At 47.1% G+C, this 23934-nt stretch carries 19 protein-coding genes and 1 pseudogene; 5 read left to right on the forward strand and 15 right to left on the reverse strand.

Annotated features, from left to right (window positions below; genetic code table 11):
• Positions 1 to 64 precede the first annotated feature (64 nt).
• The 6 genes from ptsG to MKY95_RS26010 form a co-directional block, all read right to left on the reverse strand.
• On the reverse strand, positions 65 to 2116 hold the full coding sequence (gene ptsG, locus MKY95_RS25985) for a glucose-specific PTS transporter subunit IIBC (RefSeq protein WP_074096186.1): 2052 nt from the start codon (positions 2114 to 2116) through the stop codon (positions 65 to 67).
• Between the two features lie 287 nt (positions 2117 to 2403).
• Positions 2404 to 3258 carry a PRD domain-containing protein gene (locus tag MKY95_RS25990; protein WP_047844046.1) on the reverse strand — a complete coding sequence of 285 codons (855 nt, stop codon included), beginning with the start codon at positions 3256 to 3258 and terminating at the stop codon, positions 2404 to 2406.
• A 165-nt stretch (positions 3259 to 3423) separates the two neighbouring features.
• On the reverse strand, positions 3424 to 4980 hold the full coding sequence (locus MKY95_RS25995; RefSeq protein WP_036617002.1) for a flotillin family protein: 1557 nt from the start codon (positions 4978 to 4980) through the stop codon (positions 3424 to 3426).
• Positions 4981 to 5043: 63 nt separating this feature from the next.
• Positions 5044 to 5580, reverse strand: coding sequence for a hypothetical protein (locus MKY95_RS26000; protein ID WP_017686844.1), 537 nt, complete (start codon positions 5578 to 5580; stop codon positions 5044 to 5046).
• Positions 5581 to 5860: 280 nt separating this feature from the next.
• On the reverse strand, positions 5861 to 7024 hold the full coding sequence (locus MKY95_RS26005) for an iron-containing alcohol dehydrogenase (RefSeq protein ID WP_076319873.1): 1164 nt from the start codon (positions 7022 to 7024) through the stop codon (positions 5861 to 5863).
• A 92-nt stretch (positions 7025 to 7116) separates the two neighbouring features.
• The gene (locus tag MKY95_RS26010; RefSeq protein WP_256721343.1) at positions 7117 to 7704 is read right to left on the reverse strand and encodes an MSMEG_1061 family FMN-dependent PPOX-type flavoprotein; all 588 of its coding nucleotides are present in this window, start codon (positions 7702 to 7704) and stop codon (positions 7117 to 7119) included.
• A 239-nt stretch (positions 7705 to 7943) separates the two neighbouring features.
• Here MKY95_RS26010 and MKY95_RS26015 point away from each other — a divergent pair, with 239 nt between their 5' ends.
• Positions 7944 to 9968 (forward strand): leucine-rich repeat protein, encoded by a 2025-nt coding sequence (locus tag MKY95_RS26015; protein ID WP_076319872.1) that lies wholly within the window; start codon positions 7944 to 7946, stop codon positions 9966 to 9968.
• A gap of 62 nt (positions 9969 to 10030) precedes the next feature.
• On the opposite strand, the gene MKY95_RS26020 is transcribed toward MKY95_RS26015, so the two are convergent.
• The 3 genes from MKY95_RS26020 to MKY95_RS26030 are packed head-to-tail and all read right to left on the reverse strand — an operon-like array spanning position 10031 to position 13816.
• On the reverse strand, positions 10031 to 11629 hold the full coding sequence (locus MKY95_RS26020; protein ID WP_339195123.1) for a UDP-glucose--hexose-1-phosphate uridylyltransferase: 1599 nt from the start codon (positions 11627 to 11629) through the stop codon (positions 10031 to 10033).
• A 14-nt stretch (positions 11630 to 11643) separates the two neighbouring features.
• Positions 11644 to 12633 carry a UDP-glucose 4-epimerase GalE gene (gene galE / locus MKY95_RS26025; RefSeq protein WP_017686840.1) on the reverse strand — a complete coding sequence of 330 codons (990 nt, stop codon included), beginning with the start codon at positions 12631 to 12633 and terminating at the stop codon, positions 11644 to 11646.
• Position 12634: 1 nt separating this feature from the next.
• Positions 12635 to 13816 (reverse strand): galactokinase, encoded by a 1182-nt coding sequence (locus tag MKY95_RS26030; protein ID WP_076319870.1) that lies wholly within the window; start codon positions 13814 to 13816, stop codon positions 12635 to 12637.
• A gap of 153 nt (positions 13817 to 13969) precedes the next feature.
• Between MKY95_RS26030 and MKY95_RS26035 the strand changes: the two genes are divergently transcribed.
• Complete coding sequence (locus tag MKY95_RS26035; protein WP_256721342.1) at positions 13970 to 14941, forward strand: AraC family transcriptional regulator; 972 nt, start codon at positions 13970 to 13972, stop codon at positions 14939 to 14941.
• Between the two features lie 81 nt (positions 14942 to 15022).
• Here the strand turns inward: MKY95_RS26035 and mgrA are convergent, their stop codons facing one another.
• The 6 genes from mgrA to MKY95_RS26065 all read right to left on the reverse strand — a co-directional run bounded on the left by mgrA (position 15023) and on the right by MKY95_RS26065 (position 20302).
• Positions 15023 to 16030, reverse strand: a complete 1008-nt coding sequence (gene mgrA, locus MKY95_RS26040; protein ID WP_036616991.1) for an L-glyceraldehyde 3-phosphate reductase — start codon at positions 16028 to 16030, stop codon at positions 15023 to 15025.
• 78 nt (positions 16031 to 16108) lie between these two features.
• A complete protein-coding gene (locus MKY95_RS26045; RefSeq protein WP_076319869.1) occupies positions 16109 to 16849 on the reverse strand; it encodes an NAD-dependent protein deacylase in 741 nt (246 codons plus the stop codon).
• A 42-nt stretch (positions 16850 to 16891) separates the two neighbouring features.
• Entirely contained in the window at positions 16892 to 17659 is a 768-nt protein-coding gene (locus MKY95_RS26050; protein WP_076319868.1) for an HAD family hydrolase, read from the reverse strand.
• Positions 17660 to 17723: 64 nt separating this feature from the next.
• Positions 17724 to 18488: an alpha/beta fold hydrolase gene (locus MKY95_RS26055; RefSeq protein WP_076319867.1), complete on the reverse strand. Its 765-nt coding sequence runs from the start codon at positions 18486 to 18488 to the stop codon at positions 17724 to 17726.
• 94 nt (positions 18489 to 18582) lie between these two features.
• A complete protein-coding gene (locus tag MKY95_RS26060) occupies positions 18583 to 19248 on the reverse strand; it encodes a bifunctional 2-keto-4-hydroxyglutarate aldolase/2-keto-3-deoxy-6-phosphogluconate aldolase (RefSeq protein ID WP_017686833.1) in 666 nt (221 codons plus the stop codon).
• A gap of 88 nt (positions 19249 to 19336) precedes the next feature.
• Positions 19337 to 20302, reverse strand: coding sequence for a sugar kinase (locus MKY95_RS26065; RefSeq protein ID WP_076319866.1), 966 nt, complete (start codon positions 20300 to 20302; stop codon positions 19337 to 19339).
• Positions 20303 to 20524: 222 nt separating this feature from the next.
• Between MKY95_RS26065 and MKY95_RS26070 the strand changes: the two genes are divergently transcribed.
• The 3 genes and pseudogenes from MKY95_RS26070 to ilvD all read left to right on the forward strand — a co-directional run bounded on the left by MKY95_RS26070 (position 20525) and on the right by ilvD (position 23934).
• Positions 20525 to 21565, forward strand: a complete 1041-nt coding sequence (locus MKY95_RS26070; RefSeq protein ID WP_076319865.1) for a fucose 4-O-acetylase — start codon at positions 20525 to 20527, stop codon at positions 21563 to 21565.
• A 123-nt stretch (positions 21566 to 21688) separates the two neighbouring features.
• A pseudogene (locus tag MKY95_RS26075) lies at positions 21689 to 21931 on the forward strand (general stress protein); the annotation flags it as partial.
• A gap of 317 nt (positions 21932 to 22248) precedes the next feature.
• Positions 22249 to 23934 (forward strand): dihydroxy-acid dehydratase, encoded by a 1686-nt coding sequence (gene ilvD / locus MKY95_RS26080; protein WP_036616973.1) that lies wholly within the window; start codon positions 22249 to 22251, stop codon positions 23932 to 23934.

The raw sequence follows: 23934 nt of genomic DNA on the forward strand, positions 1-23934 counted from the left end.
CTTTCAGTAGTTTGGTTTAGGCATTGCATATATTTACACTTGCTTGCCATCGTCGTAACACTTCTTATTTTATCTCAATGATTGGCTGTTCGCCAACTTTCAGCACTCCACTCTTCTTCAGAGTTACTGTAGAGCCCTCTGGCAGGTTAGTGAAAATAACTGGTGAAATGATCGAAGGAGCGTTTGCTTTGACATACTCCAGATCCACTTCCATAATCGGCTGACCTGCCGATACCAGATCACCTTCCTGTACCAGTACGTTAAAGCCTTGACCTTTCAGCTTCACCGTATTAACACCTATATGAACAAGCACTTCCTTACCACCATCGGACATGATGCCCACGGCATGTTTGCTTGGAAATACATTAAACACTTTACCATACACAGGAGAAGTTATCGTACCATCATGTGGCAAAATTGCGAATCCATCACCTGTCATTTTCTCAGCAAAGACCGGATCAGGTACGTTTGTAATGTCCAGCAATTCACCATTGACTGGCATGACGATATCCTCAGCAACGATGCGCTCGCCCTGCTCACCTTGTGCCTTCTCCTCTTCAGGAGTTGGTTTGGCAGCTGCTGGCGTTGGTGCTGGTGTTCGACCTGCAATAATATCCTGCATTTGAGATTTGATCGTGTCGGAACGTGTTCCGAAGATGGCTTGAACATTATTACCCACTTCAAGTACACCAGATGCACCCAATTGTTTCAAACGATCTTTTTTCACATTGGATTTCTCATTAACTTCAATCCGCAAACGAGTAATACAAGCGTCCAGATGTTTGATATTCTCTTTGCCACCAAAAGCTTCGAGAATGTTATGTGGCAGGTCATCCGTTGAACCAGAGCCTCCGCCAGATTCGGTTTCAGGCGTTGCATCTTCACGTCCTGGTGTTTTGAGATTGAATTTGCGAATGATAAACCGGAAACCGAAGTAATAGATCACCGCAAGAATCAATCCGACAATAATAACGTCCCACCATGGTGTACGGTTCGGAATAATCCCGAAGATCAGGAAGTCAATGAACCCACCGGAGAAGGTCATACCGATCTTGACACCCAGAATTTGCATGGTCATGAAAGACAAACCTGCAAAGATACAGTGTACTGCAAACAGGATTGGTGCTACAAACAGGAACGAGAATTCAAGTGGTTCTGTGATACCTGTCAGGAACGAGGTCAGCGCAGCTGAACCCATGATCCCTGCAACATACTTTTTGTGTTCCGGTCTTGCTTCATGGTACATCGCAAGTGCCGCTGCTGGCAAACCGAACATCATGAACGGGAATTTACCAACTTGGAATGTTCCCGCTGTGAGGTTCACACCATCACGCAATTGATTGAAGAAGATTTGCTGGTCACCACGGATGACATCTCCAGCTTTGTTCACATACTCACCAAACTCAAACCAGAATGGGGAGTAGAAAATGTGGTGAAGACCAAACGGAATTAATGACCGTTCTACAACTCCGAAGATGAATGCCGACAATGTCGGGCTTGTATCTACCATGAAGTGAGATACAGTATTCAATCCATTTTGAATCGGCGGCCAGATAATCACCAGAAGCAACCCGATTAAGAGGGAAACAACCGAAGTGATAATCGGTACAAATCGTTTACCTGCAAAGAAACCGAGGTAAGACGGCAGTTCGATTTTGAAAAATCGATTGTAACACAGCGCGGCGGCAATACCTATAATTATACCTCCGAACACGCCTGTACTTAATGTTGGGATGCCCAAGATGCTGGCATAACCCGGTACTTCACCGATCATGGCCGGAGTAACCCCTACTGCGGTACCCAGTGTGACGTTCATGACCAGATAACCGATGATCGCTGCCAGACCTGCAACCCCTTCGCCACCAGCCAATCCGACGGCTACACCGACGGCGAACAGCAATGCCAGATTATCGAATACGATCTGACCTGCGTTCATCATAATTGTTGCGATCGAGTTCACCCAAGGGGTGTCGAGCGCCGTTACATATTGCAAGAAATCTGGATTAACCAACATGTTACCGATTCCGAGCAGCAAACCTGCCGCAGGTAGAATGGCTACAGGCAACATGAGAGCTTTACCTACTCTTTGCAATACACCAAAAAGCTTTTTGAACATCGCGTCGTTTCTCCCTTTCGTCTAATTTATATGTTGTGATGCAAGCAAGGGAACACAAAAAAAGGCATGAATTAATAAAGTAAACTGTGCCAACCTTGGGGTATAGCATACCCTGTACAAGGAAAGAACAATCACACTTTAATTAACTCATGCCTGATCGAGTCAGTAACACGTCGCTTATGTTTATTCAGTTGCTTGATTACGGAAACCATTGTAGCACCAGTTCTAATCTATTGCAAGCCTTTACACCAAAAAAATAAATTCCGCATTCCATCACTGGAATGATCTCACTTATTCTCTTCTTCCTTCCGCTGATTCAGCCTTTGCAGATGAATGGTCAGATAACCTACCTCCGCAGGATAAACCGGCAGTTTCAGTCTTTTCTCCATTACTTTGGTCAGTTTCCATGCAAGCGAGTACATTTCGGGATACTCCAACTTAAGCAGGGAATCCAACTTATGAAGCTCTTCCACTTTGTCTCCACGGCGAACACGCTCAAGGGCGAACCGAAGATGAGTCAGCAAACGAGAGTAATCCAGCGATTCCGTTTCAAACGAATAATCGAGTTGATCAGACACCAGGTTCACCAAATCAGTGATCAATTGTGAATGCTCACGTACCTGGGATATATTTTGATTGGTCATTGCGCTATAGATATGGAGGGCAACAAAACCAATCTCGTCCATCCCCAGATCTACACCCATTTTCTCTTTGATCAGACGAACAGCGTATTCTCCCATTCGATATTCTTCAGGGTAAATCTCGCGGGTTTCATATAAAAATGGATTTTGTATGATAATGCCCTGCTCCTTGCGTTTTAACGCGAAAGAAATGTGATCGGTTAATGCAATATGGATATGTTCATTCAGAGGAACGTCCGTACGCTCTGCAATATACGTAATAACTTCGTTAATAATCTCGATCAGTGCTTCATCCACCTGTGGAAGAAGCTGCTTGTACTGCTCTTGCTCCTGCTGGTTTTTCAAAATAAACATTTTCTCCACAGCCATCAATGGAATGTGATCACTCGGTTTTCGGTTAAAGCCAATGCCTTTACCAATAACAACGACTTCCCCGTGTTCTGGATGCTGTGCAATGATTACATTATTATTTAGCGCTTTATCTACATGCAAGCTGCTCATTGTTTGCACCTCTTTTTCACACCATCTTAGGTGTGGTTAAGTCACACCCTGTTACGAACGAAAAGACACCCGGAGCGGGCAAACCGCGCCGGACGTCTCGCTTAAAAAGTAACAAAAATTCGCCTTAAGGTCAATAGAGCAACCATGCAAGATTGGAAGTGCTTCTTACTCGTCAACTCCAGCTCTTTCCACAATCTTGTCGATTATAGAAGGAGTTGTAACAGCCTCGCTCTGTTGAATGGCAACTGGCGCAGGTGTTTTAGACTTCGTAAGGCCTTTAATCAGCTGCTCTACATCGATGCCGGATACACTTTTGAGCATCTCTGGAGCGGTCGCCATAAGTTCGGTAACATAGTTACTCACTCGTGCTGCACCTTCACCTTTACCTGTATCTACCACCGTCAGTTTATCAATGGATGCAATTGGCTCTGCAATTTTGCCAGCCAGTTCAGGCAGCATTTTGACAATGATATCGAGTACAGCCGCTTCGCCAAACTTCTGGAACGCTTCTGCCAGTTTTTCTTTTGCTTCTGCTTCTGCAAGACCACGCAAACGAATAACTTCTGCATCTGCTGTACCTTTGGCAAGTTCTGCATCCGCCATGGCCTGACCTTCAAGTCGCTTCTGTTCAGCTGTTGCTTTGGCATGTGTTTCGATGGAATACTGTACTGCATCAGCTTCACGCATTCTTTTGGCTTTATCCGCTTCGGCAGCCTGCTCTACCGCATAACGATCCGCTTCTGCCTTTTTCTTCACTTCGGCATCGTATTGCTTCTCACGTACAACGATTTCTTTTTCTTGGAGATCGATCTCACGTTCTTTACGAACGAGTTCAACCTTCATTTCTTCTTCCACCACGGTCTGTCTCGCACGAGCTTCATGGATATGGTACGCCTGGTCGGCTTCCGCTTTGGCTGTATCCTGATCCCGCTTAAACGTGGCTACTTTCAGTTCTTTCTCTTTGGCTGCCTCAGCGATATTGGTATCACGCAGCAACTCTGCTTTTTGACCCTGCTCTTCCGCATTGGCCTTCTGAATACGTGCATCACGCATCGCTTCCGCTTCAGCTATCTCGGCATCACGCTTCACAGCAGCAATTCTCGGTTTACCGAGAGCATCCAGGTAACCCTGTTTGTCACGCACATCCTTGATGGTAAATGAGACAATTTGAAGGCCCATTTTCTTCAGATCTCTAGCTGCTACGCCTTGAACCTCTTGCGCAAACCGATCCCGGTTCCGATATACTTCTTCCACCGTCATTGTACCGAGGATGGCCCGCAAATGCCCCTCCAGTACCTCCTGTGCTTCGCTTCTCAGCGCTTCTACAGGTTTACCGATGAATTGCTCAGCTGCCGTAGCAACGTCTTCTACAGCGCCTCCAACCTTGATAATAGCTACACCGTCAGCAATAACCGGAACCCCTTGCTCCGTGTACACTTCAGGTGTGGAGACATCCAGCTTGTGGGACAATAAGGAGATAAATTCGGATTGCTGGAATATCGGCAGGATAAATGCACCGCCACCACGAACAATCTTAATTTTTCGGCCAGAATCATCATCGGAGATATTTTTGCTACCCAGGAATGATCCCGTAACGATCATCGCCTCATCCGGTCCAACCGTTTTGTATCTCGCCCAGAAAGCCAAACCTAAAATTAGAATGACACCGACTACAACTATAGGAATCAGCAATACATCCCAATTCAAATTCAAATTATCCATTCCACATCTCTCCCCTTATTCATTCATGATGAGTGCTTAAACTACTTAGGTGATAAGAATACTTTATAAATCTTTAAGTACATTTTCATCCCATTCCGACACACGCAGTACACCATCTACAACATCCACCACAACTACACGTGCTCCCGCCGCAATGGGGAGGTGTTCAAAGCTGGATGCCGTTTGAATCGTACTTCCGGAAGCAAAACGAATCATCACTTCGCCAAAACCTTTTTCCGGCACCGGAATGGTAATTTCCCCAATTTTCCCAGATAACTCTTTCATTGAAAATGCAATCGAGACATCGCTGTTACGCATCGGTTTGATATATGCGAAGAATACCAGCATGGCTGCAGCAATACCTATAAGTAGGGATAGTATTAGACCCGACATCGCACTTAATGAACTATAACGTGTCAGCATAATGCCTGCCCCACCGAAGGTTGTAATGGAACCAGCTAACACAACGGGTTTGAAAAAATCAAGACCTGGCATTTCGAAGGCTCCGTCCAGCAAGCCGTCAATCAAGTCACCCAGCACAAGGCTGACAACCGCAAATATCGCTCCTCCGATTAGACACCCCCAATAAATTGTCTCCATCCCCTGTTCCTCCTCTCTCTGCCGCAAATTCATCCTAACTGGGCATTCCACATGTAAATAAATACGTAGCTAACATCAAAATGTTTCAAAATCTTTCCTCAAATGTATTCTGAACCCGATAATGGGTATTATCACGACATTCTGTTCTTCTTGCTTCATGTTCCTCCATCATTCACGTGTACAGCCCGAATACATGAAAAAACCGCAAGGCCCCCATGAAGGAGACTTGCGGTTTATTGGACAACAGGATGTGTCCGTTCACTTGTCAGTGATTATAGAATTACAGAGAATCCTTGTAGATGGATACAACATCTTCCCGTTGCAGTTTCTTGAAATTACCGAATGGGCCAAACAGCATCGCTTTGTCTGCCATTACGTCGATCTGGTTATCATCGATATCGTAATCAGCCAAACGGTTAGGTGCACCAATGGATGTCCAGAATTTGCTGAGCGCATCGATACCTTCTTCGGCAATCTGTCTGTCCGACTTGCCTTCAGGGTTCACTTCGAATACATTAATTGCCAGACGTTTGAATCGATCCACATTCACGTCCAGGTTATGTTTCATCCAATGTGGGAACAAGATTGCAAGTCCACCGCCGTGTGGGATATCATACACTGCGGAAACCGCATGTTCAATATTATGTGTTGCCCAATCTCCTGCGAGACCCATATTCAGCACGCCATTCAGTGCCATTGTTCCGCAATACAGAATTGTTTCGCGCAGTTCATAGTTCTCCAGGTCTTCAACCAGACGAGGCGCTGCTTCCATGACAGTACGCAGAATCGTCTCACAGAAGCCGAGTTGAACCGGTGTATTGGCATCCAGATGGAAGTAATGCTCCAATACGTGGGACATCATATCCACCATGCCGTATACCGTTTGGTCCAGCGGAACAGTGTATGTATTCACCGGATCCAGGATAGAGAATGCAGGGAATGAGTATGCGCTACCCCAACCCAGTTTTTCTTGTGTATCCTGATTCGTAATAACCGAACCGGAGTTCATTTCCGAACCAGTTGCCGCCATGGTCAATACGGTACCGAGTGGAAGAGCGTCCTGTGCAACGGCTTTGCGCTGAGCAAAATCCCACATATCGCCATCATATTTGGCACCTACAGCAATAGCTTTGGAGCAGTCCAGTACACTGCCGCCACCTACAGCGAGGATCAGGTCGATGTTATTTGTTTTACAGAGGTCTACCCCTTTATGCACCGTAGAAAGACGTGGGTTAGGTTCCACACCTGCCAGTTCAGTCACTTCTGCTCCAGCTTCCTTAAGCAAACCGATCACTTGATCGTACAGACCACTGCGTTTGATACTGCCGCCACCATATACAAGCAGAACCCGTTTACCGTATTTCGGCACTTCTGTCTTTAATGCTTCCAGTTGTCCTTTGCCGAAAATCAGCCGGGTTGGATTATAGAATTGGAAAGATCTCATATCTATTGTCGCCTCCAATGGAGTTTAGTATTTTTGTGCAACTCCAATTATAGTACCCTGTTTATAGAAAAACAAATCGATAGTCACTCACTTTATAACAACCCGTTAATCTCCAAATGAGCTCGAAACATCTCGCTTGATGAAGGCAAATTCTCAGCATCCACCCATGTTTCTGAGGCCCATAATCCAGCCTGTTTAAATGCCCGCGGACAATGGATAAAACACTCTTCCACATCTACAATGACAGCCGCACCTATGGTTTTACCACTCCAGCCCATACTGGCGATGAATTCCTCATCCTTAGTAATGGATGCTGTGCCATTAATACGCAGCACTTCATTCATACCCGGAATCAAAAAGAGCATACCAATACCAGGGTTCGACAACATGTTCAACAACGAGTCTATCCGCCGATTGCCTGGGCGTTCGGGATAAACGAGCCGATATGTATCATAGACTTTCACAAATCCTGCTCCATCACCCCGAGGTGACACATCACTTTTTCCATCACGATCGGAGGTGGAGAGGAAAAATAATGGTGACATGGATATAAAGTTCTGAACATGTGAATCCACAAATGAAATTGCCTTGTTACGCACATGTTCATGCGGTTCACCCACCATGCCTTGCAGTTCCTCAGCATCTGTAATCAACGGAATATTCAATACCTGCTTTTCCAATTATTCGTCCCCGTTTCTTCATTGAGTTATGTTTTCAATGGCTTTCCACCATTATACATGCGGGAACTGACATCTTCCATTTCTGAGAACGAATATGAGTGCCGTCATCCAAATACCGCGCCCCCATGTCCCCTCGGGTCACCTATTGGAGATTCAGTATTGTTAATCTCATCGAACAGTTGTACTGTAACCAAAAGAACTTCAAAATTCTTAAAATAAATATTAAGGAGGTTATTGGATTGAAAAAAGCAAGCATCTTCGTCTTTGCTCTGCTAATGTTCCTCGTACCCTGGGGACAGATGGTTATGTATGCTGAGCCGAATAAAGAAAAAGACTTCATAACGAGCGCTAATGCTCATGGAATCACAATAAACGACTATGTGGGCACTTCGAAAGATGTCATTATTCCCGAAACCATTGGCGGTCAACCAGTTACTTCTATTGGTGAAAAAGCATTTTACAGCGATCATTTGACTTCTGTAGTTATTCCGCATACCGTCTCCACTATTGGAGAAAGGGCATTTGAAATCAATCAACTGACTTCTATCGTCATTCCAGAGACTGTCACGACTATTGGAGACTTGGCATTTGCATACAACCGGCTGACCTCTGTCGTCATTCCGGACAGTGTATCCACAATTGGGAACTCCACATTCACTAACAACCAACTGGCCTCTGTCGTTATTCCCGAGACTGTTATGTCGATCGGAAATAGTGCATTTACAAACAATAAACTGACTACTGTCGTTATCCCAGAGAATGTCTCAACTATTGGATACTGGGCATTTGCATCTAACCAGCTGACTTCCATTGTTATTCCAAATCGTGTCTCTTCCATTGGACATGCTACATTTATGGACAATCAACTGACTTCTGTCGTCATTCCGGATAGTGTCTCCTCTATCGGGGCGATGGCATTTGCGGACAATCGGTTGGCGACTGTCTTCATTCCAGCTAGTGTCTTGTCAATTGGTTTCTTAGCGTTTGATGGTAACTCATCCCTTATTATTACGGGTTTTGATCCTTCAGAGGCTCAAGATTTCGCTTACTGGGATGACATTCCCTTTCAAAAACTAAATGTGGTCGTCTCCTTTGACTCCATTGGAGGGAACACGGTTGCAGTCACTCAAGCCACTTATGGGCAAACCATTGTACCTCCCAATCAACCTACCAAGGACGGGTTTTCGTTTGAAGGCTGGTACATAGATTCGGTATACTCCCTTCCCTGGGATTTTGCCAGAGATATCGTGACTGGGGACATCACGCTATACGCCAAGTGGACGAGTTCAGTGACAACTGTGTCCAAAGATACGAATAAGGACGATCCCATTTCAACTTTGACCGTCTCTTTTGACTCTCAAGGCGGAAGCCCCGTTTCCTCTACTATTACTAGGAATAATCAAGCAATAGCGACTCCCACTCAGCCCAGCAAAAGCGGGTTTTCATTTGATGGATGGTACATAGATTCGGCATTATCTCTTCCCTGGAATTTTGACCGAGATACCGTAACTCGGGCCATAACGCTATATGCCAAATGGGTAAAGACTAATAGCTCTGAAAACCATGGTGGCAGTCCTTCTTTCTGGACCAGTAGCTCTATTACTGACGCATCATCCCACGAACCTGATACAGGAATGGAACTTAAAACCGAACCTAAACTTAAAGTTGAACCTGAACCTAAAGAACCAACAATATCATTGACCCCAGTTGTGTTCAGTGATATTTCAACCCACTGGGCACGCTTGATGATTGAAAGTATCGCTGCACGTGGTCTGATAAAGGGATATCCCGATGCCACATTCAGACCTAACCAGCCAATCTTGCGTAAACATATGGCTCGTATAATCAACGGAGCGTTTGAGCTACCGATAATCCGAAAGGCTGCTCCCTTTGAAGATGTAGAGTCCACACATCCCTACTTTGATGCTATATCTCGACTACAAGAGATCGGCCTTATTGATGGATTCCATATTTCAAACGGCTTAAATGATTTCTTCCATCCGGATGCGGTACTTACACGGGCTGAGGCAGCAAAAATTCTGGTACTCGCGCTGGACCTGCCGCTGATCCAAACGAGTTCTTTTGAGGATGTGCCCTCCTCCCACTGGGCTCACGACTACATAGCCACACTGGCCGAGACTCGAATGGTTGTGGGATATCACGGACAGTTCAGGCCGGATGACTCCCTAACCCGAGCCGAGCTGGCTGCCCTGATCTATCGTTCAATTCCAACAGAACAAACGACTGGCTTACAACTCCGTTAAAAATCATATTCAAAAAAACACCAGCCCTTGTATTATGGGCTGGTGTTCATCGTTATACATGTCTATTCAGTATATCCCATGCTGCTTACAAAACGACGGAAAGCCTGGCGTCCTGCTTCATCATATTTGTAGACCCCTGCATGTTCCAGAATCTCGGCAAATTTCAAGCCAACTTCCTGCTGTACAATGGCAACGGCTTGTTCTTTGTCCAGGTTAGGACCAAACCGTTCAATCAATTCTTCCGCCCAGCCCAGATGTTTGTTCAACACATGATCAGAAGCTTTGGCGGCTTCAGCAAGTTTGGCATCTCCAGCGAGAATATCCGCGATACTGTCGAGTTCTTCTTTCAAACGACCTGGCAGGATGGCAAGCCCCATCACTTCGATCAGACCAATGTTTTCTTTCTTCAGATGGTGCATTTCACGGTGCGGATGGAAAATGCCTTCTGGATGCACATCATTCGTACGATTGTTACGTAATACAAGATCCATCTCATAACCACCATCTGCACTGCGACGAACGATTGGTGTTACCGTATTGTGTGGCACTTGTTCCCCGTCCACTTCACTGAATGCTTCGATATCCACTGTTGAATCACTGTAGACCTTCCACGCTTCATATACGGCGTTACCCGCTTCAAGCAACTCTGCAGGATCGTGTGAAGCCAGACGCATTACAGACATTGGCCATTTTACAAGACTCAATGTAAGTCCAGGTGCATCCGCATGGCGGAAGACCGCCTCTGGCTGTGCATTTTGAATGGCGAATGTATGACGTCCACCCTGGAAATGGTCATGTGTCAGGATAGAACCGCCTACAATCGGCAGATCCGCGTTAGATCCGATAAAGTAATGCGGGTACTCCCCGACAAAGGCAAGCAGTCTGCGCAGTGTATCCTTCGTCAGCTTCATCGGCACATGATCATGATGGAAAATGATGCAGTGCTCGTTGTAGTACACATACGGCGAGTATTGGAACAACCAAGGCTCGCTGTTAAGTTCCAACGGAATGACTCTCAGATTCTGGCGGGCCGGGTGATTCACCCGACCAGCATAACCTACATTTTCACGACACAGTTGGCATTTAGGATATACCGGCGGCGGAAGCAATTTCGCCATGGCAATTTCCTTTGGACTTTTCTCCGGCTTCGACAGGTTGATAGTAATCTCCATGTCTCCATAGGCCGTGTCCTGTGTCCAGTAGACGTTCTTCGAGATCCGATCCATACGGATGTAGTTGGAGTTAATCGACAAGTCATAGAATTGAGATGTGGCCACCTCAATGCCTTCCGTCTGCTCCGTGTGGCGGAATGCGCGTACCACCTCGGATGGACGAGCCATCAAATGACCCATGATTTTGGCATCCAGCAAATCACGGAACGTATCACTATTTTCAGGAATGAGTCCAATGGAAAATCCATAATCGATCAACGTATCCAGCATAGCCTGTGGGCCATCGGGCACATTCGTGTCCAACTCGCCGGCATAAGGCTCTGAGAATCCGAATTGTTCCAGCAAGAGGTTGCGGCTGTAATCCCAATCCGCTTCCTCGATTAATTGTTTCTGCAAGGCAAATGCAACCAGACGTTCAATGGCATGCAGTGCTTCCTGCTGCTCCGGTGTCCGCTCTGTGGCACCTGCTGCAATATGAGTCTGTGACATAAGGTGTTCGCCTCCTAGTTTTTTCCGTAGCCGTCAGGACGTGATTGGTGCCAGCTCCAAGCGCTTTGAATGACATCTTCCAGATTGGTCCATTTTGGATTCCAACCCAGGACAGATCTTGCTTTTGCAGATGAAGCTACCAGCACAGCCGGATCACCTGCACGACGTGGCTCCTGTACAACCGGGATATCCAGGCCAGTCACTTTTTTAGCTGTTTCGATCACTTGTTTTACCGAGAATCCTGTACCGTTACCAAGATTGAACACATTACTGTTCTCACCTTTACGAAGATAATCTACTGCACGCAGATGTGCATCAGCCAAGTCGCTCACGTGGATATAGTCACGGATACATGTGCCATCTTCTGTTGCATAGTCGTCACCAAACACGGCGATGTGCGGGCGTTGTTTCAATGCTGTTTGCAGTACAAGTGGAATCAAGTGACTCTCTGGTTGGTGATCTTCACCAATTTTACCGCTGTCATGTGCACCAGCTGCATTGAAGTAACGCAGGGAAACGTATTTGATATCCTGAACTTTATCGAACCATGACATCATGCGTTCCATCATCAGCTTTGTTTCACCGTATACGTTGGTTGGTTCTGTACGATCGCTCTCTTCGATTGGCACTTTCTCAGGCTCACCGTAGGTAGCTGCTGTAGAGGAGAAGACGATGCGGCGTACGTTCGCTGCATTCATCGCTTCCAACAGACAGAGTGTACCAAACACGTTGTTGTCATAATATTTAACCGGGTCTTTCATACTCTCGCCTACGAGTGAGTTGGCTGCAAAGTGAATGACTGCATCGATTGAATTCTCAGCGAACAGCTTCGCCAGAATTTCTTTGTCACGCAGATCCCCTTCATACAACTTACCGCCGAGCAACGCTTCACGATGCCCTGTCTGCAAGTTATCCAGTACAACAACCTCTTCTCCACGTTCCAACAATGCTGCTACCGTATGAGAACCAATATACCCTGCTCCACCTGTCACCAAAATTGCCATTTTACTTCGCCTCCTTCAATTCTTTAACACCGTCACCTACACCGCATACATAGAAATCACCTTTGAGACGGGTACGCGCTTCATATGCAGCGCCCACTTCACTTACAAAACGCTCGACATCATCTTCATGCACAAGTGATACGGTACAACCGCCAAATCCTGCGCCAGTCATCCGGGCACCAAGCGTGCCTGGAATCCGCTGAGCTTCTTCAACCATAACATCCAGCTCATCACAGCTTACTTCGTACAAGTCACGAAGTGATTCATGAGAAGCGTTCATCAGCTTGCCGAAGGTTTCCAGATCGTTACCCTGCAATGCTTCGACTGATGCGAGAACACGTGCGTTCTCTTCCACGACATGCTGCGCACGCTGCCTTACTTTCTCATCCTTGATCTGATCCTGTAGTGTTACGAACTGCTCTGGCGTCAATTGAGCCAGATAATTCAGTGCAGGCAGCTGTTCCTTCAAGATGGCAAGTGCCTGCTCGCATTGGGAGCGACGTTCATTGTAAGCCGAATCCACCAGCCCGCGGCGTTTGTTTGTGTTACCGATGACCAATTTGTAGGAGCCTGTACGGAAAGGAACCTTTTCGTACTCCAGTGTGTCACACATCAGCAGGATCGCGTGATCTTGTGCACCGTTTGCGACAGCGAACTGATCCATGATTCCACAGTTGACACCTACGAACTCATTTTCCGCTTTCTGGGACAAAAGCGCCAGTTGAACCGTATCAATATCCGCTACGCCCTCCAGAGACTGAATCGCGAAGCCCGTGAGCACCTCCAGTGATGCAGACGATGAAAGTCCTGCCCCATTCGGAATCTCCCCGTGATACAGGAAGTCATACCCTTTTGTTACATTCACGCCTTTGCCCTGCAATTCAACCATGACACCAACAGGATAGTCGGTCCATTCTCCGGTTTTTTCCTTACCTATGGAGGAAGTGTCTAGTACCCCTTCATAAGACATGTTCGTGGAAGCCAGTTGCAGCTTGTTGTCCTCACGCTCACGAATGATCAATGTTGTTCCGAATTCAAGTGCTGCCGGAAGCACGTAGCCACCGTTATAGTCAATGTGCTCACCGATCAGATTCACACGCCCAGGGGCATGAAATACACGGATGTCCGCTCCACTCTCTCCGTACTTCTCAATAAACTTTTGTTTCAATTCAGTTACGTTCACTGCTGGTGCACCTCGCCTCGTTGTTGTGGTTTTCTTAATGTTATTATATAAGAAAGCGGTGCCTCTTGTAATGCAACCATGTGTGTTTCATATGGATAAATGTGACCTTAAGGCGTATAATGATCGGAGCATCCCGGAAAGAAGGAAACGACCATGTCAGATCAATCCAACCCCAAGAAAGAATCCCTTGCATCTTCTAACGAAAAAATACAGGAATCACCTTCCGGTAAAAGCGGAGCACTCAGTTATTCGGTTGCCTCCAATCCGGTCTATTATGAACAAGGCGCACTGCATGTCCTGTTTGCCGGAGCAAGCCAGACCCTTCCGGGTCACGCCCTCGGTCCTAAATTGTTTGATTATTATCTGCTGCATTATGTAGAAAAAGGGGCGGGTACGTTCCGTACCGAACTGCACACCTACGAGTTATCCGCAGGTGATTGTTTCCTCATTCATCCTGGGCAACTGGTAAGTTACCAGTCTCACGCCCGCAACCCATGGCAATATCGCTGGATTGCCTTCACAGGTAGCCAGGCTGGCCAACATACCGAGGAAGCCGGGTTCCGCCCGGAGAAGTCCGTTTTTCATGCTGGACCATCCTGTGGAATATCCGATTGGCTATCCGTGATGCAGGATGCTTTTGCCGAGCGCAAAGAAAGCTCCCATTTCACATCACTGGGTACGTTATATATGATTCTAGCCGAAGCACAGAATCACCTTTCGCAGGGCCAAACCTTAATTCCAGGTGAATCCTCCATCCGACGTACGGTGAAACAGATGATTCAATATATGTCTACCCAATATGCCTACCCTGTCTCCATTGAACAAATGTCTGCGAGTCTTGGATACAACCGCGCGTATTTATCCCGTATTTTCAAACAGGAAACCGGTCTTTCACCAGTCACCTATCTGCTAAAACTACGGATCGACAAGTCGCGCCAACTCCTGAGAGAACGCCCGGATCTGTCCATCGAACAGGTATCTGCATCGGTTGGACTGCCAGACGCACTATATTTCTCCAAACAGTTCAAACGATTTCACGGTGAAGCGCCCAGCTTGTATCGAGAGAAAATACTGTCCCGTTTTCATCAGGGTTTACAGAAAAATGCTCAACAAATCAAACGGTGAGCAACATAACGGACGGAACCACGTACGACAAAAAAAGGTGCCTTCCGCCATTATGGCTAAGATGCACCTTTTACACTTTATTTATTTGTCATCAGGCTCCGGAGACAGGATGGATTCAATCCGTTCCAATTCCTCTGTAGAGAAATCCAGCTGACTGAGCGCAGCCACATTCTCTTCAATCTGGGAAGGACGACTTGCGCCAATCAGCGCAGAAGTTACCCTGCCATTACGCAGCACCCACGAAAGTGAAAATTGGGCCAAACTCTGACCACGGGCTGCTGCAATCTGGTTCAGCGCACGCACTTTGCGGAGCGTCTCTGGAGAGATGTTGTTTTCATTCAGGAATACCGACGGTCCTTTGGCACGTGAGTCTTCCGGGATACCATTCAAGTATTTGTTCGTGAGCACACCTTGTGCCAATGGACAGAATGCAATACTGCCTGTTCCATACTCATCCAGCACGTCCTGCAAACCATCTTCAATCCAGCGGTCCAGCAGCGAGTATTTCGGTTGATGGATTAACAGGGGCGTACCCAGACCTTTCAGAATTTCGGCAGCCTGTCTTGTCTGCTCTGCGGGATAGTTGGATATCCCCACATAAAGGGCTTTGCCCGAGCGAACAATATGATCCAGTGCCATCATCGTTTCTTCCAAAGGTGTTTCGGGATCATAACGATGTGAATAGAAAATATCCACATAATCCAGGCCCATACGCTTCAAGCTCTGATTCAGACTGGATACCAGATTTTTGCGTGAACCCCACTCGCCATACGGCCCGGGCCACATATAATACCCCGCTTTGGTGGAGATCACCAGTTCATCACGATAAGGTTTCAGATCCTGGGCCAGTACCTGTCCAAATAACTGCTCTGCCGAACCTGCCGGTGGGCCATAATTGTTGGCAAGATCAAAATGTGTAATACCCAGATCAAATGATCGGGTAATCATATTACGGCCATTCTCAGCGTTATTAATACCGCCAAAATTATGCCACAGCCCCAGTGAAATCGCTGGCAGTTTCAAACCTGAACGTCCAACGCGGTTATATTTCATCGTTTCATAGCGAGTATCGCTTGCTACGTAGACCATTATGAATCCCTTCTTTCCCCAGGTTCCGCCTCTTGTATCCGGTCTATACCGGAGAATGCGGTTAATCAGTCCATACGTTTAACCAAGAAGCTGGTCCACATTATTCATTACCTCGCCAATTGGCTCTGTAATCAGCAAATCAGCCCTGCGGTCGTAAGCGGTAGGTGTAGCGTTGAGCAGAACGGTATGTTTTCCCTGAAAATACGTAATTAACTGGGCCGCTGGATACACCGTCAGTGACGTGCCTCCCACGAGTAACAGATCTGCAGAAGACAGTGCATCAATGGAACGATACAATGTCGTCTGATCCAGCTCCTCTTCGTACAGCACCACATCCGGTTTGATCACACCACCACATGTGTTACAGCGAGGCACGGTATCTTGGGACTGTATAATATCATTCAGCGTATAAAACTGCTTGCAATCCATGCAGGCATTACGATGAATTGAACCGTGAAGCTCAAAAACATTGCTACTGCCTGCCTTCTGATGTAGTCCGTCGATATTTTGCGTGATCACTGCCTGAAGTTTTCCCTCCTGCTCCAGACGGGCCAATAGTCGATGGCACCCATTCGGTTCCGCATCTGGATGAAGCATTTTGCCACGATAAAAATCATAAAAAATATCGGCATGTTGATCAAAAAAATGTCGGCTTAATAACTCTTCCGGTGGATAAGGCGAATGCTGCTCCGTCTGATACAGACCCGCAGCCGAGCGAAAGTCGGGAATCCCGCTTTCCGTTGAAGTCCCGGCCCCTCCGAAAAAAACAATCCGGGAGCTTTCCTGAATCCAGGCAGCCAGTTGTTCTGTTGCGTTCATCCTCTCTCCTCCTTTTATATCGTTCAATCAGGTCAGGGTGACTTATAAAATAACGCTTATCTCATTATAATGACGAATAATGGCATGGGCATCAACCAGGTGAGATCCTTGATCTAACTGCGGACAGTAACCGAGCGTATAGGATACCTCTGCGTGCCGCCCCATCTGCATATCCCCATTGCTGTCTCCAATTACAACGACCTCCGCAGGATCGATATGTAATTCACGGCAAGCCAAGAGTGCTGCTTCTCTATCCGGTTTGCCCTGGGTCACCCGATCACAGCCCACAATGGATGTGAAAAAGGACCGAATCCCCATCCAATCCAGATGTGTTTCTGCTGCCGCTGTACTATCTGAAGTGACGACCGCCAGTGGTATGTCTGCTGCCCTGCATTTCTGCAAGAAATCCAGCAATCCTGGCATCGGTTCAGCCGATTTGCGCTCTCTTACCGATCTCATGGCTACACTTGAAAATTTGCGTATCGTTGTGATCGCTTCATTCCATGGTATGCCTGCTGCATATAGTTGCCCGGCAAGCAATCCCGTGCACTCATCCACAGTCGCAATGGCCAGCGGGCCTTGCGGATCATAGCCGACAATGTGACCTTCTGCATTATGAATGGTGCCTAAGACGTGCTCCCGTTCAACCGTAAATGAAGCTCCAAGCTCATTCATACGTGCTTGTAACTGACTCAGCAACGTCTCTGCCCACGGCCCCCATAGCTGAAGGAATTCCAGCAGTGTTCCATCTTTATCGAACAGGATCCCTTTACATGGGATCTGCACTCCATTCACTTGAAGCATGGTCATCCATATCACCTCCATCAAGTTATGCTATAAATGCATTCAACCCTTAATGCAGAATAATCAAAACCTACTTCATGGTACTTAACCAAGCGAGTACAGTCTTGACCGTCTGATTCAGCTGTTCTTCCCCACTCACTTCCGCCTCGCCATCTCCTTTTTGATGACCATAATCACCGAACTGGGCGTGGTTACCACCTTCAATGGTGTAATATACCGTGTCTTCTGGAAGATACATCCGTCCACTCTGATACTTCGTAGCATTCACGACTTCATCTTTAGTACCTAGAATAGATAAAGCAGGTATTCCAAGTGACTTTACGCTTCCTTTTTCATCCGGGTAAGATGCCAAGAAGAAAATCCCGTGAAGTGCATCAGGATGTGCCGCTACATAACGTGCAGCCATCGACCCGCCGAGAGAGTGTCCACCCATAACAAATTGTTCGTCCGGATATGCGGCCAGAATCTCATCTGCCAAGTTTGGCTTAAGCACTGCCAGGTTAACTGGCATCTTGGCAATAATCGTGTGATGACCCGCAGCAGCCAGCTCATGCGCAAGTGGTGCATAACTTTCCGGTTTTACCAGTCCACCAGGGTAGAAAAGCACACTTTTCCCCGTCGGTTTATCTGGCACAAAATCAATCCAGTTCTCTTGTTCACTCACCGTCACCGAATTGGCTGTTTCCATAGCTGTTTGAGCTGTTTCCTGTGGACCGTATGGTGTGAATAATTTCCACGCAACAAATCCACATCCAATGACAATGAGCGCCAGAAGTACGAGCAGGAATTTCCCGATGCCCCTCTTCTTGCGCCCTGTATTATACCGATTTCTCAACGTTAATCACCTTTCTTCACTTCCGCAGGTGCCGCGGCTCACAGAATTGGGAGCCTTTGTTTATCAGGCTCCCCTTCTACGAATTGAAAAAATATTATTCAGCCTTGGCCTTGCGGTAAGCATCCATATATTGTTCCGCTTTGCGACGGACATGACTCAGGTCACCCGTCTTCACAGCTTCCGATGTCAAGTCGGAGCCGATCCCTACAGCCACTGCTCCACCCTTGATCCAATCTCCCAGATTAGACAAGGATACCCCGCCAGTTGGCATAAAATTCGCCTGCGGCATAGGGCCCTTCATCGTTTTGATAATCGAAGGATCATACAGATTACCCGGGAACAACTTCACAATGTCCACACCGAGTTCCAATGCGCGTTGAACATCAGCAATCGTCATCACACCCGGCAGAATCGGAATTCGATACAGGTTGCAGATCTGAACCGTATCCGGGTTCAGGGAAGGTCCGACTACAAACTCGGCACCAGACATGATAGCCGCTCTTGCCGTTTGCGGTTCAAGCACCGTTCCCGCACCAATAATCGCGAATTTCTCTGGATCTTGTGTGTTCCAATGGTATACACGGCTTAATTTTTCAATGGCTTTGAGTGCACTGGGTACTGTCATCGTAATCTCGATAACTTTAATGCCACCCGCAATCGCTTGCTCGGCCATGGCAATGACTTGATCAGCAGAATCTGCACGCAGAACTGCCACAACCCCATTGTCCGTAATCTTTTGCAACAGCTGAAGCTTCTTCATTTCATTCTCTCCCTTGTCAATGTGGTGGTTGTGTATACAAGCCTTACATTTAAGAACGAAGATGAGCCATATATGATTTCAGCAGCGACTAACGCTCAACATGAGCAACGTTGTTCAGCTTGGCCTCGACCTGCCCCCACGTCGGGAGCGCCTCCCAATCGCCAACAGCCTGTATAACCATGGAACCGGTCAAATTGCCGAGACGGGTTGCTTCCTGCGGGGGGTATCCTTTTAATATACCCGATAAAAATCCCGCGCAGAATCCGTCTCCTGCTCCTACCGTATCCAGAACATTATCCGCCTTAAAGTACGGAACTTCAGTTAGGGTACCATTCGCCAATACGTAGGTCAAATCAGGGCCACCCTTCACGATGCACACAGCATTCATGGCAGATAAACGCTCAAGTACTTTTTGATCATTTTCTTCGTTATATAGAAGTTTCATCTCGTCCAGACCCGGTAAAAAGTAGTCCGCCAGTTCAGCTAAACGCAGTATAACCGGACGGGCCTCATCCGCAGACCATAGTTTGAGACGCAGATTTGGATCAAAGCTTACTTTCACACCTGCCTGTTTGGCAATATGTATGGCAGCCTCTACCGTAGCAAGTCCGGACGGGCTTATCGCTGCCGTTATACCCGTAACGTGCAATATCTTCGCCCCGGCAATATAATCAGGATCCAGATCATCAGGTGTGATCGCACTTGCAGCAGATAACTTCCTATAATAATGCACCGAGGCTTTCCCGGAAGCGTTCTCACGAATCATTAAACCAGTGGGCTCGTGATCACTCAACCTTACCCTGGATACATCTACGCCTTCACCGCGAATGGCTTTCAGAATCATACTGCCAATAGGATCATTGCCCAAGCGTCCAAACCAACCACTGGTATGCCCCAGGCGGGATACGCCAATAGCCAGATTGCTCTCAGCACCCCCGAAAGACTTGTCCAGTGTGGCTGCATATTCCAGCCCTCTTGTATCCTTGGCAGTCAGCAAACCCATACTCTCCCCAAACGTAATAATTTCCGGGCTTGGATAGGGACTCGTTGACATGATTTCTTCCCTCCTTATAGTTACATTCCCTCATCTTCTTTTTCTATTGTCATCCTCTATGCAACCGTTGTCAATCCCGTTGCGTTCATTTTGTTGTCACAGCTTTGATAAAAGATAACGCTTACTAATGTGAATTAAATCACAATAGATAATGAACATCCATATTACCCTTATTACAGATGCAAATGACCTTGCAAACAGGGTCTATAAGGGGGCTACACCATGAAAAATCAGACACTGATCCGGGATGATCAGGAATCTTTCTTTTACAATCTGCGCTTTATGCTTATCGTCTGTGTCCTAGCTGGTAATGCACTTGAACCACTCATTACACGTTTTGCAGGAGCGGAAGCTCTGTTCCTGTGGATATATACGTTTCACATGCCACTCTTTGTATGGGTAACCGGGTATTTTGCGACACACTCACTCCAAGGTGCATCTGGACGAAACGTTCTGAAGCAGATTGCACTACAGTATGTACTGTTTCAGTCCTTATACGCATTGATGGACTTTACCGTATTCCACACACCCCATATGCGGCTATCCTTCTTTGCACCTTACTTGCTGTTATGGTTTCTCGCGAGTCATTTCTGTTGGCGACTGTTGCTTCGTCTGACGATTTCCTGGAAACCGATATATCGGCTGATTGGATCAATTGCGCTCGGTGTAATTGCCGGGTATTTGCCCATCGACGGGTTCTGGCTCAGCTTCAGCCGTACGTTTGTATTTCTGCCGTTTTTTGTCATCGGTTATGACTATGGAGCAACCATCCGTTCACGTTTATTATCCGGTTGGGGGCGAAAAACCGCAGCCATCCTCTCTGCTGCACTGTTGGTATGGATCGGGTATGGTGGTTTGAACATTTCATCCGGATGGTTACTAGGCAGCATGACGTACGCCGAACTGGGTCACCACGAATGGTATGCCGGTATCTTCCGACTCGGAGTCTACCTATTGGAAATCGCATCGGCAGCACTGTTCTTGGCTTGGGTACCTTCCTTGACTTCCAGACTGACGGACCTTGGACGACGCACACTCTATGTGTTCCTGCTGCATGGGTTTCTCGTTCGTCTCGCGATCTGGTCCGGAGTCTACAGTTATATGGGAAGCTCGGCATATATTCCAGTCATACTGGTCATTGCCGTACTCTTTGCAGTCACACTGGCTCTGCCGGCTGTACGCCACACGTTCAAACCCTTAATTGAACCGGATATATCCCGCTTTTCTTTCAATCGTCATGAGGTGTTTAAACGGTCGGCCTAATGCTCTGACGGATCTCTTCACCATCGATTCTATCCTAGTGAATTGTTTCAGGCTGGAAATAAGGTGGTAAATTAGGGATACGCGCTACAAAAAACAACTTATCGTTGTAAGGAGTGATTTGTAATGGCACGTCAACCGACGTCAGAACACAAGATGAGCCGTGAGGAAGCTGGCAGATTAGGTGGCAAAGCGACTTCCAAGAACCATGACCGAAGCTTCTACCAGATGATTGGAAAAAAAGGTGGAGAAGCGACTTCAGATGCCCATGACACTGACTTTTACAAGCAGATTGGTCGCAAGGGCGGCGAAGCAACCTCCGAAACTCATAATAAGGAATTCTATCGTGAGATTGGACGCAAAGGCGGAAGCAACTAATTAATTCCGCTCGCCACATCGAAACATGATCATAGCTTTCCCGTAAATCAAGAAGTCTAATTCCATGAAAATGGTTTGAGGCTTCTTTCTATTGATTGTAGAAATATGACGACGGTTGTGATAGACTCAATAGAAAAACCGGGTGTTCACGGGTTTAAAGCAGCAAAGAATTTCACAAACTACGGGGAGCTCGACACCGGCATGCCGGTCCTTTTTTTTAGAGTACGGATGAAATTAAACGACAGATGCACTGCCATTTACTTTTCCATTCATGTTGCTCAATATTATATATTTGGGGGGAATACACCATGTCAGCCAAGAAGATGCGTTCCGATATGATCAAAAAAGGTTTTGACCGTGCACCACACCGGAGTTTGCTCCGCGCAGCGGGCGTTAAAGAAGAGGATTTCGGCAAGCCGTTTATTGCCGTATGTAACTCATACATCGATATCGTGCCCGGCCACGTCCACCTTCAGGAATTCGGTAAAATTGTAAAGGATGCTATTCGTGAAGCCGGTGGCGTTCCATTCGAATTCAACACCATCGGAGTAGATGATGGTATTGCCATGGGACACATTGGTATGCGTTACTCGCTGCCAAGCCGTGACATTATCGCGGATTCCGTGGAAACCGTTGTATCTGCACACTGGTTCGACGGCATGGTATGTATCCCGAACTGTGACAAAATTACACCAGGCATGATGATGGGTGCGCTTCGCGTAAACATCCCTACCCTGTTCGTAAGTGGTGGACCAATGAAAGCTGGTCGTGACAGCAATGGTAAAGCTCTTTCCCTGACTTCCGTATTTGAAGGTGTAGGTGCTTACCAAGCAGGTAAAATCGATGATAAGAGCTTGCTTGAACTTGAACAGTTCGGCTGTCCAACATGTGGATCATGTTCCGGTATGTTTACGGCAAACTCCATGAACTGTCTGGCAGAAGCGATGGGACTGGCTATGCCAGGTAACGGAACCATCCTTGCCGTTGCTCCTGAGCGTCGTGAGTTTGTTAAACAATCCGCTACCCAATTGATGGAACTCATCAAAATGGACTTGAAACCACGTGATATCGTAACTGTAGAAGCGATCGATAATGCGTTTGCACTGGATATGGCGATGGGCGGATCTACGAATACAGTACTGCACACGCTGGCACTGGCTCATGAAGCAGGTATCGAGTATCCAATCGAACGTATTAATGAAGTAGCTAACCGCGTTCCACATCTGGCGAAACTTGCACCTGCTTCCGATCTCCACATCGAAGACGTTCACAATGCAGGCGGCGTAAGCGCAGTGCTGAACGAATTGCTCAAGAAACCAGGCGCAATTCATGGAGACTGCATTACAGTAACAGGTAAAACAATCCGTGAGAACGTTGAAGGAAAAGAAATTCAGGATACAAATGTCATTCATCACCTGGATAACCCGCATTCCGAAAAAGGCGGCCTGGCTGTATTGTTTGGTAACCTTGCACCACAAGGCGCTATCATCAAAGTTGGTGCAGTTGATGCTTCGGTTGGCGGATACCACAAAGGTCCTGCCATCTGCTTTGACTCCCAGGAGCAAGCGCTCGAAGGTATTGCTAACGGCAAAGTAAAAGAAGGACATGTTGTTGTTATCCGTTATGAAGGACCAAAAGGCGGACCAGGTATGCCTGAGATGCTGGCTCCTACTTCCCAGATCGTAGGTATGGGATTGGGTGCCAAAGTTGGTCTGATCACCGATGGACGCTTCTCTGGAGCATCCCGCGGAATCAGTATCGGACATATCTCTCCGGAAGCAGCTGAGGGTGGTCCAATCGCCTTTGTTGAAGAAGGAGACATCATCGAGCTGGATCTGAACAACCGTATCATCGAATTGCACATCAGTGACGAAGAGTTTGAACGTCGTCGCGCAGGTTGGAAAGGCTTTGAACCGAAAGTAAAAACCGGTTACTTGGCTCGTTATTCCAAACTGGTTACCAATGCAAGCAACGGTGGCGTACTGAGTATCTAA

It is taken from the genome of Paenibacillus sp. FSL P4-0176, assembly GCF_037975265.1.
GTDB classification, from domain to species: Bacteria; Bacillota; Bacilli; order Paenibacillales; family Paenibacillaceae; genus Paenibacillus; species Paenibacillus amylolyticus.